Here is a 14,945-nt window from a genome sequence, read left to right on the forward strand (position 1 = left end):
CAAGGACGTTCCCCGTGGCCAAGCACCCGATCGCAACCGACACGCCCGACGACGCCGGCTCCCCCGGCTCCGGGAAGGGCCGGCCGACGCCGACCCGGCGCGAGCAGGAGCTGGCCCGCAAGCGTCCGCTGGTCGTCACCGACCGCAAGCAGGCCGCCCGCGACGCCCGCGAGAAGGCCGCCGTGTCACGCGAGCAGGCCCGCATCGGCCTGGCCGCCGGCGACCAGCGCTACCTGCCGCTGCGCGACAAGGGTCCTCAGCGCAAGTTCGTGCGCGACTGGGTCGACGCACGCTTCAGCCTCGGCGAGTTCCTCATCCCGGTGATGGTCGTCGTCCTGCTGCTGAGCTTCTTCCCGCAGCCGGAGCTGCAGTACGCGACGCTCGTCATCCTCTGGGTGTTCTTCCTCCTCGCGGTGATCGACTGCATCCTCCTCGGCATGCGGATGCGCCGGAAGCTCGCCGAGCGCTACGGCGCCGACAAGGTCGAGAAGGGCATCCGCTGGTACGCCGCGATGCGCGCCCTCCAGCTGCGCGTCATGCGACTGCCGAAGCCCCAGGTCAAGCGCCGCGCCTTCCCCGAGTAGTCGGACGGCGGACCACGAAGGGCCCCTGCGGTCGCGCCTCGCGCGGCTCCGGGGCCCTTCGTCGTGCACGGCGGGTCAGGAGGCGCGGGCCAGTCCCCGGTTGATGTCCCGAGCCCACAGGGGCCCGCGGTAGATGAAGGCGGTGTAGCCCTGGACGAGGGTGGCGCCCGCGTCGAGGCGCTCGCGCACGTCCTCGGCCGTCTCGACTCCTCCGACGGAGATCACGCAGAAGGCCGCGGGGACGACGCCGCGGATCACGCGGAGCACCTCGAGCGAGCGCGCGGCCAGCGGGGCACCGGAGAGGCCGCCGGCGCCGGCCGCCTCGACCACGGCACGATCGGTCGAGAGGCCCTCCCGGGAGAGCGTCGTGTTGGTCGCGATGATCCCGTCCAGACTCAGGCGGACGGCGAGCTCGGCGACCCGGCCGACCTCGTCGTCGGAGAGGTCGGGGGCGATCTTGACCAGCAGGGGCGTCGTGTCGGCGGCGTCCTTGACGGCCGCGAGGAGCGGCTCGAGGCGGTCGATCTCCTGCAGGCCGCGGAGCCCGGGGGTGTTCGGCGAGCTGACGTTCACGACGAGGTAGTCGGCGAGCGGCGCGAGAAGGCGCGTGCTGATCAGATAGTCCTCGATCGCGTCGTCCACCTCGACCACCCGGCTCTTGCCGATGTTGACGCCGATCACGGGGCGGCGGCGCGCGCTGCGCAGCCGGATCAGCCGCAGCGCCGCGGCCTCGGCCCCGTGGTTGTTGAAGCCCATCCGGTTGACGACGGCGCGGTCCGCGATCAGCCGGAAGAGGCGCGGCCGGTCGTTGCCCGGCTGCGCCCGAGCGGTCAGGGTCCCGACCTCGACGTGTCCGAAGCCGAGCGCGCCGAAGCCCAGGACCGCGGTGGCGTCCTTGTCGAAGCCGGCCGCGACGCCGAACGGGGTCTCGAAGCGGAGGCCGAGCGTCTCGACCGCGGGCGTTCCGCGCGGGACGGTGGTCCGGCGCAGGACCGGAGCGAGGGCTCCGAGGGCCCGGATCACCGGGAAGCTCAGGTGGTGCGCCCGCTCCGGGTCGAGGCGGCGCAGGACGGTGCGGAACAGGAGCGGGTACACCCGGGCCTCAGATCTCATCGGCGCTGTGGGGCACGGAGGTGCGCTCGGCGCGGAGCAGGGTGATCGCAGACTCGAAGTCGTCCAGCGAGTCGAACGCCTGGTAGACGCTCGCGAAGCGGAGGTAGGCGACCTCGTCGAGCTCGCGCAGCGGCGGCAGGATGGCGAGGCCGATGTCGTTCGCGTCGATCTGCGACGCGCCCGTGGAGCGGATGCTCTCCTCCACCCGCTGCGCGAGCACGGCCAGATCGGTGTCGGTGACGGGCCGGCCCTGGCAGGCCTTCCGGACGCCGCTGACGATCTTCTCGCGGCTGAACGGCTCCACGACTCCGCTGCGCTTGATCACGACGAGGCTCGCGGTCTCGGTCGTCGAGAAGCGCCGGCCGCACGACGGGCACTGCCGGCGGCGGCGGATCGAGAGGCCGTCGTCGCTCGTGCGCGAGTCGATCACTCGGGAGTCGGGGTGCCGGCAGAAGGGGCAGAACATCGAGGGCCTCTCGGTCTCAGGCGAAGCGGGCGTCGACGGCGTCGCCGTGGGCGGGCAGCGCCTCGGCGTCGCTGAGAGCGCGGATGTGCGGGGCGACGCGCTCGAGCGCACCGCGGTCGTAGGAGATCAGCTGCTGCGGCCGGAGGAAGGTGTAGGCGCCGAGCCCGGAGGAGAAGCGCGCCTGCCCCAGCGTCGGGAGCACGTGGTTGGAGCCGGCGAGGTAGTCGCCCAGGCTCACCGGGGTGGTCGGGCCGAGGAAGATCGCGCCGGCGTCGTGGATCCGCTCGGCCGTCGCGACGGGGTCGGCCGTGTGCAGCTCGAGGTGCTCGGGGCCGTAGGCGTCGCTGAACGCGCAGGCGAGCTCGAGGTCGTCGACGATCACGAGCGCGGATTGCGGGCCGTCGAGTGCGATGGCCACGCGCTCCGCGTGGTGGGTGGCGGCGGCCTGGACGGCGACCTCGCGCTCGACGGCGGCGGCGAGCTCGGCGCTGTCGGTGACCAGGACCGCGGAGGCGGCCTCGTCGTGCTCGGCCTGGCTGACCAGGTCGGCGGCGACAAGGCGCGGGTCGGCGGAGTCGTCGGCGATCACGAGGATCTCGGTCGGGCCCGCCTCGGAGTCGATGCCGACCTGGCCGAGCACCTGGCGCTTCGCGGTGGTGACCCAGACGTTGCCCGGCCCGGTGATGATGCTGACGGGATCCAGCCCGATCGAGTCGACGCCGTAGGCCAGTGCGGCGACGGCTCCGGCGCCCCCGACCGCGTAGACCTCGTCGATGCCGAGCAGAGCGGCCGCCGCGAGGATCGTGGGGTGGACGGAGCCGCCGAACGCCTTCTGCGGCGGCGAGACCAGGGCGATGGAGGCGACTCCGGCGGCCTGCGCGGGCACGGCGTTCATGACGACGCTCGACGGGTAGACCGCCTTGCCGCCGGGGACGTACAGCCCGGCGCGGGCGACGGGCTGCCAGCGCTGGGTGACCGTGGCGCCGTCGTCGAGCTCGGTGGTGCGGGGCGGGGGGATCTGTGCGGCGCTGGCGCGGCGGACGCGCGCGATCGCCTCCTCGAGTGCGCTGCGGATGGCCGGGTCGAGGCGGTCGAGCGCCTCGGCGATCTGCCCGGCGGGCACGCGGAGGTGCGGGGGGCGCACGCCGTCCAGCCGCTCCGCCTGGTCCAGGAGCGCTTCCGCGCCGCGTTCGCGGACGTCGGCGATCAGCTCGGCGACGACGGGCCCGACGGAGGCGGACGTGCCCGGATTGCGGGGCACGAGGGCGAGGAGCTCGGCGGAGGAGGGACGACGGCCGCGGAGGTCGAGAGTCTGGATCATGGCCACCCCAGTCTACGCGCCGCCCTCCGATCCGCCACCCTCTCGCCCGACCCTCCGAGGCGAACCGGCGATCCGCGTGCGAGCGGATCGTCGTAGCCGTACGCAGGACGCCCTTGAGAACCCGGCCACCCTCCCCAGCCGACCGCGCCGAGCCGGTCGGGGACCGGCTCGGAATTCAATACAGACAGTTCGGCCCCAGCAGGCTCTTCAGCTCGCCGAAGAGGTCCGGGGTGATGCGCACGGGGAACGGCACCTCGAACACGCGGGCAGTGTCGCCCTTGATGAGCTTCAGCCGCACCTCGGTCTGGCCGGAGTGGCGGATGAGCACGTCGCTGAGCTGCGAGACCGTGTCGGTGGTCGCGCGCGATTCGGGCATCGAGACGGTGAGCGGTCCCGAGTCGCCGTCCTGGCTCATCTCGGGGGCGAACAGGCTGAACGCGTGCAGGTTCATCCCGTCGTCGCGCATGCTGACGCGGCCTCTGACGACGACGATGGAGTCGTTCGTGAGCGCCGGGGCGAACTCCTGGTACGCCTTCCCCATGAACATGCAGGTGATCTCGCCGCCGAAGTCCTCGACCTGGATCATCCCGTACTGGTTGCCGGAGGCCTTGGCCATGCGGTGCTGGACGCTCGTGACGAGGCCCGCGACGACCACGGTCTCGCCGTCGGCGATCGTCTCCGAGATCAGCAGGTCGGCGATCGTGGTGCTGTAGTGCTTGGCGAGCTCGGTCTCGAGTCCGGCGAGCGGATGGTCGGACACGTAGAGCCCGAGCATGTCGCGCTCGAAGGCGAGCTTGTCGCGCTTGGCCCATTCGGGCCGCTCGGGCACCTGGATCGCGGCCTGCGGCTCGTCCCAGAGGCTGTCGAAGTCGAAGCCGACCTGGCCGTTCGCCTCGTTGCGCTTCTCCCCCACCGCCGCCTCGACGGCGTCCTCGTGCACCTCGACCAGGGCGCGGCGCGTCGAGCCGAGCGAGTCGAAGGCGCCGGCCTTGATCAGCGACTCGATGGTGCGCTTGTTGGTCACCTGCAGCGGCACCTTGCGGAGGAAGTCGTGGAACGTCTCGAAGCGGCCCTTCTCCTCGCGGGCGGCCCGGATGCCCTCGACGACGTTCATGCCGACGTTGCGGACGGCGCCGAGGCCGAAGCGGATGTCGGTGCCGACGGCGGTGAAGAAGCCGATCGACTCGTTGACGTCCGGCGGGAGCACCTTGATCCCCATCCGCCGGCACTCGTTGAGGTAGGCGGCCATCTTGTCCTTGGAGTCGCCGACGCTGGTGAGCAGCGCGGCCATGTACTCCGCGGGGTAGTGCGCCTTGAGGTACGCCGTCCAGTAGGAGACGACGCCGTACGCCGCCGAGTGCGCCTTGTTGAAGGCGTAGTCGGAGAAGGGCAGCAGGATGTCCCAGAGGGTCTTGACGGCCTCCATCGAGTAGCCGTTGGCGATCATGCCGCCCGAGAAGCCCTCGAACTGCTTGTCCAGCTCGGACTTCTTCTTCTTGCCCATCGCGCGCCGCAGCAGGTCGGCCTGCGCGAGCGTGAAGCCCGCGAGCTTCTGCGCGATCGACATGACCTGCTCCTGGTACACGATCAGGCCGTAGGTCCCTCCGAGCACCTCCGAGAGCGGCTCCTCGAGCTCCGGGTGGATCGGGGTGATCTCCTGCACGCCGTTCTTCCGCAGCGCGTAGTTGGTGTGGGAGTCGGCGCCCATCGGGCCCGGCCGGTAGAGCGCGAGGACTGCGGAGATGTCCTCGAAGTTGTCGGGCTTCATCAGTCGGAGAAGCCCGCGCATCGGGCCGCCGTCGAGCTGGAAGACGCCGAGCGTGTCGCCACGCGCGAGGAGGTCGTAGGCGGCCTGGTCGTCGAGCTCGAGGTCCTCGAGCACGAGGTCCTGTCCGCGGTTGGCGCGGATGTTGTCGAGGGCGTCGTCGATGATCGTGAGGTTCCGCAGCCCCAGGAAGTCCATCTTGATCAGCCCGAGCGACTCGCACGCGGGGTAGTCGAACTGCGTGACGATCTGGCCGTCCTGCTCCCGCTTCATGATCGGGATGATGTCGAGCAGCGGATCGCTGGACATGATGACGCCGGCCGCGTGCACGCCCCACTGGCGCTTGAGGTTCTCGAGTCCGAGCGCGGTGTCGAAGACCAGCTTGGCCTGCGGGTCCTCGGCGATGACGTTGCGCACGTCGAGCGCTTCCTTGTAGCGCGCGTGGGCGGGGTCGTTGATGCCGCTGAGCGGGATGTCCTTGCCCATGATCGCGGGCGGCATGGCCTTCGTCAGCTTCTCGCCCATCCCGAACGGGAAGCCGAGGACGCGCGAGGCGTCCTTGAGAGCCTGCTTCGCCTTGATGGTGCCGTAGGTGACGATCTGCGCGACGCGCTCGTCGCCGTACTTCTCGGTGACGTAGCGGATGACCTCGCCGCGGCGACGGTCGTCGAAGTCGACGTCGAAGTCGGGCATGGACACGCGGTCGGGGTTGAGGAAGCGCTCGAAGATCAGGCCGTGGCGCAGCGGATCGAGGTCGGTGATCTTCATGGCGTAGGCCGCCATCGAGCCGGCACCGGAGCCGCGGCCGGGACCGACGCGGATCCCGTTGCGCTTGGACCAGTTGATGAAGTCGGCGACGACGAGGAAGTAGCCGGGGAAGCCCATCTGCAGGATGACGCGGGTCTCGTAGTCCGCCCGGTCGCGCACCTCCTGGGAGATGCCGTCCGGGTAGCGCTCGCGCAGTCCGGCCTCGACCTCCTTCACGAACCAGGTGTCCTCGGTCTCGCCCTCCGGCACCGGGAAGCGGGGCATGTAGTTCGCCGAGGTGTCGAACTGGACGTCGCAGCGCTCCGCGATGAGGAGCGTGTTGTCGCAGGCCTCGGGGTGGTCGCGGAAGACCTGGCGCATCTCGCGCGGCGACTTGAGGTAGAACTCGTCCGCGTCGAACTTGAAGCGCTTGGGGTCGTCGAGGGTGGTTCCGGACTGCACGCAGAGCAGCGCCGCGTGCGAGGTCGCGTCGTGCGCGTGCGTGTAGTGCAGGTCGTTGGTGGCGACCAACGGGAGGTCGAGGTCCTTCGCGAGCCGGATGACGTCGCCGATCACCCGCCGCTCGATGTCGAGGCCGTGATCCATGATCTCGGCGAAGAAGTTCTCCTTGCCGAAGATGTCGCGGTAGTCGGCGGCCGCCTGGCGGGCCTCCTTGTACTGGCCGAGACGCAGGCGCGTCTGGACCTCGCCGCTCGGGCAGCCCGTGGTGCCGATCAGGCCCTCGGAGTACTGCGAGAGGATCTCGCGGTCCATGCGCGGCTTGAAGTAGTAGCCCTCGATCGACGCGCGCGAGGAGAGGCGGAAGAGGTTGTGCATGCCCGTCGTGGTCGAGCTGAGCAGCGTCATGTGGGTGTACGCGCCGGAGCCGGACACGTCGTCCCCTCCGCCGTCGCCCCAGCGGATGCGGGTCTTGTCGGAGCGGTGCGTCCCCGGTGTGAGGTAGGCCTCGGTGCCGATGATCGGCTTGATCCCCGCCGCCGTCGCGGTGCGCCAGAAGTCGAAGGCGCCGAACACGTTCCCGTGGTCGGTCACGGCGATGGCCGGCATGCCCTCCTCGACCGCCGCGTCGATCAGCGGCTTCACCCGCGCTGCACCGTCGAGCATCGAGTACTCGCTGTGCACGTGGAGGTGGACGAAGGAATCGTTACTCGGCAAGGATGCGCCTCCGGCGGACTGCGGGCAGGGGAGGGATGGCCGGCGACAAGGGAGGGCCCGTGGACACGGCGGGAAGAAGTCTAACCGCGCCGGACGCGGGTCCGGCCGGGAGAGCGCGGATCACTCCCCGCGCAGCACCTCGAGGGCGTGCACCAGGTCCTCGGGGTAGGACGCCTCGAACTGCGCCCACTCCCCCGAGCCCGGGTGGGTGAAGCCGAGCCGGACCGCGTCGAGCCACTGGCGGGTGAGGCCGAGCCGCTTCGAGAGGGTCGGATCGGCGCCGTACATCGCGTCGCCGACGCACGGGTGGCGCTGGGCGGCCATGTGCACGCGGATCTGGTGGGTGCGGCCGGTCTCGAGGTGGATCTCGAGGAGGGAGGCGAACGGGAAGGCCTCGATCGTCTCGTAGTGGGTCACCGAGGGCTTGCCGTCGGCGCGGACCGCGAACTTCCAGTCCGAGGACGGGTGGCGGCCGAGCGGGGCGTCGATCGTGCCGGCGAGCGGGTCGGGGTGGCCCTGCACGACCGCGTGGTAGACCTTCTCGACCGTGCGGTCGTGGAACGCGCGCTTGAGGTGCGTGTAGGCGCGCTCGGACTTCGCGACGACCATGAGGCCGCTCGTGCCGGCGTCGAGCCGGTGCACGATGCCCGCGCGCTCGGCCGCACCGGAGGTCGACACGGTGAAGCCCGCGGCGGCGAGGGCGCCGAGCACCGTCGGCCCCTCCCAGCCCACGGCGGGGTGCGCGGCCACTCCGACGGGCTTGTCGATCACCACGATGTCGTCGTCGTCGTGCACGATGCCGAGGCCGGGGACCGCCATCGGCACGATCCGCGGCTCCTCGCGCGGGCTCCACTCGACGCTCAGCCAGGTTCCGGCGTGCACGCGGTCGCTCTTGTCGAGGACCCGTCCGTCGGCGCTCACTCCGCCCGCCTCGGCGACCTCGGCCGCGAAGGTGCGCGAGAAGCCGAGCAGCTTCGCGACGGCCGCGTCCACGCGGAGGCCGTCGAGCCCGTCCGGGACCGGCAGCTCTCGGGACTGCGCCATCAGCGTCCGCCGGGGCGGTCGGCGTCGCGGGCCGCCTCCTCGACGGAGGAGGCCGCTGCGGGGGCGCCCGCTCCGGGGGTGGCGGGAGCGCCGTCCTCGGACGCGACCTGCTCCTGCTCGTCGCGGCCCGCGCGCTCGCGGGTGCCGTCGAGGCCGACGCCCCGCACGCTCAGGAGGACGAACAGCGCCATCGCCGTGCAGATCGCGATGTCGGCGACGTTGTAGATCGCCGGGAGCAGCCACGGCGTGAAGAGGAAGTCGACGACGTGTCCGAGCCCGAAGGAGGGCTCTCGGAACAGCCGGTCGAAGAGATTGCCGAGGGTGCCGCCGAGCAGCAGGCCGAAGAAGACGCCCCACGCGGTGGAGCGGATCCGGCGCGAGAACCAGATCACGGCGACGACGACGCACGCCGCGATGATCGAGAAGATCCAGGTCGACCCGCTCGCGAGGGAGAAGGCGGCACCCGGGTTCTTCACGTAGTGCAGGATCAGGACGTCGCCGAGGACGTGGACGTCCTCGCCCAGGGTCAGGTTCGTCGTGACCAGGAACTTCGCGGTCTGATCGATCGCGAAGACCGCGAGCGCGACGAGGCCGAGGGTGACGAGCACCCTCGGCCTGACGTCCGCTGCGGCGGGACTACGCCCCAAAGCCCGACAGCGAGGACTCCGTCGACGCCGGCTGGGTGTCGAGGTCGCGGAGCTGGCCCTCGATGTAGCTCTTCAGCTTCTGGCGGTACTCGCGCTCGAAGGTGCGGAGCTCGTCGATGCGGTGCTCGACCGTCGCGCGCTCCTCCTCGAGCTTCGCGACCTGCTGGCGCTGCTTGGCCTCGGCCTCGGCGACGATGCGGGCGGCCGTGGCACGGCCCTCGGCGACGAGCGCGTCGCGCTTCTCGGCACCCTCGCGCACGTGCTCCTCGTGGAGGCGGCGGGCGAGCTGCAGGAGTCCGCTGGAGCTCTCGGCCTCGTCGACCGGAGCCGACTGCGAGGAGCTGACGGGAGCGACGACCGGTGCGGGAGCCGGGGTGGGCTCGGGCTCGGGCTGCGGCTCCGGCTCGGGTGCCTCGTCGACCACCGGGGCGGGAGCAGGAGTGCTCTCGCGCGGGGCGTCGGAGACTCGGGCGTCCGAGGGGCGGCTGTCGCCGGAGGACAGGCGCTGACGAAGCTCCTCGTTCTCCTGGTTCAGGCGGCGGAGCTCCACGACGACCTCGTCGAGGAAGTCGTCGACCTCGTCCTGGTCGTATCCCTCACGGAACTTGGTCGGCTGGAACCGCTTGTTGACAACGTCTTCGGGAGTGAGCGCCATGGCTTTCCACCTTCGATTTCAAGTAGGTACACGTTTAACAACGCGCGACTAAAGCTAGCAACTTCAGGCGCACGGCGCAGTGCTGACACCGCGGGGAACGTCCGGACGTGCCAACGATACAGGGACGGTCAGGCGCGCTGGAGCCACGTGGCGATGTACATGCCCACGATGACGCAGAGCATGGTGAGGCTCCAGCCGAAATCGAGGGCGATCGGACCGATCGAGACCGGCTTGATCAAGCGTCGGAAGAAGCCGATCGGCGGGTCCGTGACGGTGTAGACGCCCTCCGCGGCGACGAGGCCGGCACCGCGGGGGCGCCAGTCCCGTCGGATCACGCGGACGAGGTCGAGCACGAACCGCGCCCACATCGCGAAGAAGTAGAGCAGCAGCACGAAGTACAGGACGCTCCCGAGGAGCGAGACGACGGAGGTCACCGGGGGCCAGGGCTCCCCGGGATCAGGACTTCGCGAAGAACGACGCGTCGGCGTCGCTCTCGGCGGAGGCGGAGTCGCCGGCGACGGTGATGTGCGACGGCGAGAGCAGGAAGACCTTGCTCGTCACGCGCTCGATGCGGCCGTAGAGGCCCTGCGAGAGTCCGCTCGCGAAGTCGATGAGGCGGCGGGCGTCCGCATCGCTCATCTGCGAGAGGTTGATGATCACGGGGATGCCGTCGCGGAAGTTCTCCGCGATGACCTGCGCGTCGCGGTACTGCTTCGGGTGGACGGTGAGGATCTCGTTCATCTCGGCGGGTGCCGTCGCCTTCGGGGTCTGGGGGGTGGGCTTGCGGAGCGGGGTGACCGTCGCGCGGGGCTGCTGCACCGGCTCGACGGGAGGGACGGGCTGCACCGGGGAGACCGGTGCGCGGTGGGCCGTCGCCGGGGCCGCCTCGACGGGCTCTGCGCGCTCGTACTCGACCTCTTCGTCGGCGAGTCCGAGGTAGACCATCGTCTTCTTCAGCGGGTTGGCCATGGGGTGTCCTCCGTGTCGTGTGTGCTCCCACAGGTGGGTCACCACGAGGTTAGGTGCGGGCGGGGCGTTCTCCGGTGATTGCCGATCCGATTCGCAGGTGTGTCGCACCCTCCGCGATCGCCTCGGCGAAGTCGTTCGACATGCCCGCCGAGATCGCCGTGGCGGAGGGCTCGACGGCGCGCACGCGGTCGGAGATCGACCGGAGCCGGGCGAAAGCCGGACGGGGCTCCTCGTCCAGCGGAGCGACCGCCATCACGCCGCGCAGCGTGAGGCCGTGCGCCCCGGCGAGAGCCTCGGCGAGGGGCTCGACGTCGGCGGGCGACGCTCCCCCGCGGTCGGGATCCTCGGTGAGGTTGACCTGCAGGAACACGTCGAGCGGCTCCTCCCCCGCCTCCAGCAGCGGGACGAGCGCGAGCCGGTCGACGGAGTGGACCGCGTCGGCGTAGCGGCGCACCTGGCGCGCCTTCTTGCTCTGGAGCTGCCCGATGAAGTGCCAGCGCGCAGCGGTCCCCGCCAGCTCGGCCGACTTCTCCTGCGCCTCCTGGTGCCGGTTCTCGCCGAAGTCGACGACGCCCAGCTCGAGGAGGTCGCGGAGCAGCGACACGGGGTGGAACTTGGTCACCACGATGGTCGTGACCGAGGACGCCTCGCGACCGGCCGAGCGGGTCGCGTCGGCGACCCGCTCGGAGACCTCGGCCCAGCGCGCGGCCAGCTCCGGATCCGGCACGACTACTTGAGGAAGTCGGGGATGTCCAGGTCGCTGTCGTCGTCGTCGAAGGACGGGTCGGCGACAGGGGCCGGGGCGGCGACGGGGGTGCTCGACCAGATCGAGCCGGCCGCAGGGGCGGCGGCGGGAGCCGGGACGGGCTCGGCGGCCGACTCGCTCGCCGAGCTCTGCTGCTGGCGCGGCTGGGCGATCGCGGCCTGAGCGGTCCCGCCCGGCTCTCCGCCGTCGAAGCCCGCGGCGATGACGGTGACGCGCACCTCGTCGCCGAGCGTGTCGTCGATCACGGCACCGAAGATGATGTTCGCCTCGGCGTGCACCGCCTCCTGGACGAGGCGCGCCGCGTCGTTGATCTCGAAGATGCCGAGGTTCGAGCCGCCCTGGATCGAGAGGAGCACGCCGTGCGCGCCGTCGATGCTGGCCTCGAGCAGCGGTGAGGCGACGGCCAGCTCGGCCGCCTTGATCGCGCGATCGGCGCCGCGCGACGAGCCGATGCCCATCAGCGCCGAGCCCGCGCCCTGCATGACCGACTTCACGTCGGCGAAGTCGAGGTTGATCAGGCCGGGCGTGGTGATCAGGTCGGTGATGCCCTGGACGCCGGCGAGGAGCACCTGGTCGGCGGTCGCGAAGGCCTCGAGCATCGAGATGCCGCGGTCGCTGATCTCGAGCAGGCGGTCGTTCGGAACGACGATGAGCGTGTCGACCTCGTTCTTCAGCGTCGCGACGCCGGCCTCGGCCTGCGTCTGCCGACGGCGTCCCTCGAACCCGAAGGGCTTGGTCACGACGCCGATGGTGAGGGCGCCGATCGACTTGGCGATCCGCGCGACGACGGGCGCGCCGCCGGTGCCGGTGCCGCCGCCCTCGCCCGCGGTGACGAAGACCATGTCGGCCCCCGCGAGGACCTCCTCGATCTCCTCGGCGTGGTCCTCGGCGGCGCGGCGGCCGACCTCGGGGTCGGCGCCGGCGCCGAGTCCGCGGGTCAGCTCGCGGCCCACGTCGAGCTTGACGTCGGCGTCGCTGAGCAGGAGCGCCTGGGCGTCCGTGTTGATCGCGATGAATTCGACACCGCGCAGGCCGAGCTCGATCATGCGGTTGACGGCGTTGACGCCGCCACCGCCGATGCCGACGACCTTGATCACGGCGAGGTAGTTCTGGTTTGAAGTCACGTCTCCGGCCTCCGGGCTGAACCTTAAACCTGTAGTTGAGGCTTAAAGTTATGCTGAGTATGCATTTGGGGTTCGGCTCCGACGGTAGGCGGAGTCCGGTCGCGCTCCCAGCAGACACGCCCGCAACGCTCGAAAGAACGCGCGGATCCGCCGCCGGTCAAGGCCGGGGCGCCACGACGGCGGCCTGGGGCGAGGACACGTCGTAGGTGCCGACGACGGCGGGGTCGGTCGCGGCCATCAGCTTCTCGAGCACGACGGCTTTGAGCGCCGACTCGTCCGACCCGCCCCAGACGACTTCCGTGCCGTTCTGCAGGGTGAGCGAGACATCGTCGCCGGTCGTGGCCGTCGCTGCCGTCACCTGCGGAGCGAGCGATGCGGGCAGGGAGCGCAGCACCCGCGCGGTCGCGCGGAAGCCGGCTCCCGAGGCGTCGCCGGACGCGGTGGTGAGGACCGGGTAGCCGGGCTGCGCCGAGTCCGCCGTCTCGATGACGACTCCGGCCGCGTCCACGAGCTCGAAGCGGCCCCCCGCCGCGATCACGCCGAGGGGCGTGCGCTCGACGATCGACACCACGAGGGTGCTCGGCGGCCGGGTCTGCACCGAGTAGCTCTGGATGAGCGGGGACGCGCCCAGCACGCGGCCGACCTCGTCCCGGTCCACCAGGGTGAGCGGGACGCCGAGCTGGTCGTCGAGCTCGCTCTGCAGGGCGGCGGCGTCGACGCGCTGGGTGCCCGAGATCTCGATCGTGCGCACGGCCATGAGCGGCGAGAAGGCCGCGACTCCGACGATCAGGGCGAGGGCGACGAGCGACCCGGCCACGACCAGGGCGATCAGGCGGCGCCGACGCGCGCGCTTCGTGAAGCGGCGGACCTCCCCCCGCTCGTAGCGCCTCCGCTCGCGGGCGGCCCGGGAGACGGCCCGGTTCTCGGCTCCGGGCAGGCGCAGGCCCGAGAGGGTGCGGCGGACCGCGCCCGCGCGCCACGGAGTGCGCTCGGCCGGCTCCGGGTCCACGCGGATCGCGGTGACGATCCGGATCGGCTCGGTGTCCGGCTCCGGCTCGCCGCCGCGCGCGGGGACGCTCCGACCGGGCGCCGGAGGGCGTCCGCCGTCGGGCCGCTTCACGGCCGCTCCCCCGCTTCGGGCGCGAGGACCGCGGTCATCGTGCGACCGGCGCGGCCTCGCTCGCGCCGAGCGACTCGAGCACCTGCGGGATGATCCGGTAGACGTCGCCGCAGCCGAGGGTGATGACGAAGTCGCCCTCGCGCGCGATGCCGGCCGTGAGGCGGGCCGCCTCCGCCCAGTCCGGGACGAACGAGACGTGCGACGGGTCGGCGAACTTCTCGCTGACCAGCGCTCCGGTCACTCCGGGCTCCGGATCCTCGCGCGCCCCGTAGACGTCGAGGACGATCGTCTCGTCGGCGTAGCGCTCGAGCGTCTCGGCGAACTCGCGGGCGAAGAGGCGGGTGCGGCTGTAGAGGTGCGGCTGGTGCACGGCGATGATGCGGCCCTCGCCGACCACGGTGCGCGCGGCGGAGAGGGCGGCGGCCACCTCGGTGGGGTGGTGGGCGTAGTCGTCGTAGACGCTGACTCCGCGGACCGCTCCGTGCAGCTCGAAGCGGCGCTCCGTGCCTCCGAACGCCGACACGGCCTCGAGCGAGGCGGCCGGATCGAAGCCCAGGCCCACCAGCACTGCGAACGCGCCGGCCGCGTTGATCGCGTTGTGCCGGCCGGGGATGCGGAGGCGGGCCGAGTAGCGCCTGCCCTCGTACTCGACCGAGAAGCCGACGGGGCCGACGAGGTCGAGGTCGACGACGCGGACGTCCGCCCCCTCGGCCTCGCCGAAGGTCAGCACCCGTCCGCCGTCCAGCCGCTCGGTGACGCGGACGGCGCCGGGATCGTCGGAGGAGATGACGACGAGCTCGCTCGCGGAGGAGGCGAAGGTGACGAAGGCCTCCTCGAACGCCTCCAGCGATCCGTAGTGGTCGAGGTGGTCCGGGTCGACGTTCGTGATGAGGGCGACCGCGGTGTCGTAGAGGAGGAAGCTGCCGTCCGACTCGTCGGCCTCGACGACGAAGACCTCGCCGGAGCCGGCGGCGGAGGAGGTGCCGAGGCTCTCGATGATGCCGCCGTTGACGAAGCTGGGGTCGGCGTCGACGCCGAGCAGGCCGGTGACGATCATGCCGGTCGACGTGGTCTTGCCGTGCGCTCCGGCCACCGCGACCAGGCGCTTGCCGCGCACCAGCCAGGCGAGGGCCTGCGAGCGGTGCAGCACGGGCAGGCCGCGCTCCTTCGCGAGCAGGTACTCCGGATTGTCGGGCCACAGGGCGGAGGTGACGACGACCGCCTCGGCGTCCCCGAGGTTCGCCGCGTCGTGGCCGATGGCGACCGGGACGCCGAGCTCCCGCAGCTGCTCGATGGGGTGGGACTCGCGGACGTCGGAACCGGTGACCCGGTGCCCGGCGTGGTGGAACAGCCGGGCGATCCCGCTCATCCCGGAGCCGCCGATGCCGATGAAGTGGACCGAGCCGAGCTCGTCGGGGACGGTGATGCCGAGGTCGGGCTTGATCACG

The 14,945-nt window shown here is 71.4% G+C and carries 14 protein-coding genes; 1 reads left to right on the forward strand and 13 read right to left on the reverse strand.

Features of this window, described 5'->3' with window-relative positions; all coding sequences use genetic code 11:
• The first annotated feature begins 14 nt into the window (after positions 1 to 14).
• Positions 15 to 584, forward strand: a complete 570-nt coding sequence (locus C5D50_RS13410) for a DUF3043 domain-containing protein (protein WP_181027102.1) — start codon at positions 15 to 17, stop codon at positions 582 to 584.
• Positions 585 to 659: 75 nt separating this feature from the next.
• On the opposite strand, the gene C5D50_RS13415 is transcribed toward C5D50_RS13410, so the two are convergent.
• The 13 genes from C5D50_RS13415 to murC form a co-directional block, all read right to left on the reverse strand.
• A complete protein-coding gene (locus C5D50_RS13415; protein WP_104233339.1) occupies positions 660 to 1,679 on the reverse strand; it encodes a quinone-dependent dihydroorotate dehydrogenase in 1,020 nt (339 codons plus the stop codon).
• 7 nt (positions 1,680 to 1,686) lie between these two features.
• Positions 1,687 to 2,163: a transcriptional regulator NrdR gene (gene nrdR, locus C5D50_RS13420; RefSeq protein ID WP_104224657.1), complete on the reverse strand. Its 477-nt coding sequence runs from the start codon at positions 2,161 to 2,163 to the stop codon at positions 1,687 to 1,689.
• A gap of 16 nt (positions 2,164 to 2,179) precedes the next feature.
• Complete coding sequence (gene hisD / locus C5D50_RS13425) at positions 2,180 to 3,484, reverse strand: histidinol dehydrogenase (RefSeq protein WP_104283722.1); 1,305 nt, start codon at positions 3,482 to 3,484, stop codon at positions 2,180 to 2,182.
• A 175-nt stretch (positions 3,485 to 3,659) separates the two neighbouring features.
• Positions 3,660 to 7,121, reverse strand: coding sequence for a DNA polymerase III subunit alpha (gene dnaE, locus C5D50_RS13430; RefSeq protein WP_244229655.1), 3,462 nt, complete (start codon positions 7,119 to 7,121; stop codon positions 3,660 to 3,662).
• A gap of 171 nt (positions 7,122 to 7,292) precedes the next feature.
• A complete protein-coding gene (locus C5D50_RS13435; protein WP_104283726.1) occupies positions 7,293 to 8,216 on the reverse strand; it encodes an RluA family pseudouridine synthase in 924 nt (307 codons plus the stop codon).
• Positions 8,216 to 8,824 carry a signal peptidase II gene (gene lspA / locus C5D50_RS13440; protein ID WP_104283727.1) on the reverse strand — a complete coding sequence of 203 codons (609 nt, stop codon included), beginning with the start codon at positions 8,822 to 8,824 and terminating at the stop codon, positions 8,216 to 8,218. Before lspA ends, C5D50_RS13435 begins: the two co-directional genes overlap by 1 nt.
• Before the next feature lie 28 nt (positions 8,825 to 8,852).
• Positions 8,853 to 9,518, reverse strand: coding sequence for a DivIVA domain-containing protein (locus tag C5D50_RS13445; protein ID WP_104222600.1), 666 nt, complete (start codon positions 9,516 to 9,518; stop codon positions 8,853 to 8,855).
• 128 nt (positions 9,519 to 9,646) lie between these two features.
• Positions 9,647 to 9,952: a YggT family protein gene (locus tag C5D50_RS13450; protein ID WP_258059242.1), complete on the reverse strand. Its 306-nt coding sequence runs from the start codon at positions 9,950 to 9,952 to the stop codon at positions 9,647 to 9,649.
• 22 nt (positions 9,953 to 9,974) lie between these two features.
• Positions 9,975 to 10,487, reverse strand: a complete 513-nt coding sequence (locus tag C5D50_RS13455; RefSeq protein ID WP_104222599.1) for a cell division protein SepF — start codon at positions 10,485 to 10,487, stop codon at positions 9,975 to 9,977.
• A 49-nt stretch (positions 10,488 to 10,536) separates the two neighbouring features.
• Positions 10,537 to 11,214, reverse strand: a complete 678-nt coding sequence (locus C5D50_RS13460; protein WP_104283728.1) for a YggS family pyridoxal phosphate-dependent enzyme — start codon at positions 11,212 to 11,214, stop codon at positions 10,537 to 10,539.
• Positions 11,215 to 11,216: 2 nt separating this feature from the next.
• Positions 11,217 to 12,377: a cell division protein FtsZ gene (gene ftsZ, locus C5D50_RS13465; protein ID WP_104222597.1), complete on the reverse strand. Its 1,161-nt coding sequence runs from the start codon at positions 12,375 to 12,377 to the stop codon at positions 11,217 to 11,219.
• 157 nt (positions 12,378 to 12,534) lie between these two features.
• Positions 12,535 to 13,497, reverse strand: a complete 963-nt coding sequence (locus tag C5D50_RS13470) for a cell division protein FtsQ/DivIB (RefSeq protein WP_104283729.1) — start codon at positions 13,495 to 13,497, stop codon at positions 12,535 to 12,537.
• Between the two features lie 34 nt (positions 13,498 to 13,531).
• Entirely contained in the window at positions 13,532 to 14,944 is a 1,413-nt protein-coding gene (murC, locus tag C5D50_RS13475) for a UDP-N-acetylmuramate--L-alanine ligase (RefSeq protein ID WP_104233346.1), read from the reverse strand.
• Between the last annotated feature and the right edge of the window lies 1 nt (position 14,945).

Origin of the sequence: Rathayibacter sp. RFBD1 (genome assembly GCF_002932915.1) — a bacterium.
GTDB lineage: Bacteria > Actinomycetota > Actinomycetes > Actinomycetales > Microbacteriaceae > Rathayibacter.

Excerpts from the sequence above, each read along its gene's own strand:
- nrdR (WP_104224657.1), bottom strand. The coding sequence starts at position 2,163 with ATGTTCTGCCCCTTCTGCCGGCACCCCGACTCCCGAGTGATCGACTCG.
- hisD (WP_104283722.1), bottom strand. The coding sequence starts at position 3,484 with ATGATCCAGACTCTCGACCTCCGCGGCCGTCGTCCCTCCTCCGCCGAG.
- dnaE (WP_244229655.1), bottom strand. The coding sequence starts at position 7,121 with ATGCTCGACGGTGCAGCGCGGGTGAAGCCGCTGATCGACGCGGCGGTC.
- C5D50_RS13435 (WP_104283726.1), bottom strand. The coding sequence starts at position 8,216 with ATGGCGCAGTCCCGAGAGCTGCCGGTCCCGGACGGGCTCGACGGCCTC.
- C5D50_RS13445 (WP_104222600.1), bottom strand. The coding sequence starts at position 9,518 with ATGGCGCTCACTCCCGAAGACGTTGTCAACAAGCGGTTCCAGCCGACC.
- C5D50_RS13455 (WP_104222599.1), bottom strand. The coding sequence starts at position 10,487 with ATGGCCAACCCGCTGAAGAAGACGATGGTCTACCTCGGACTCGCCGAC.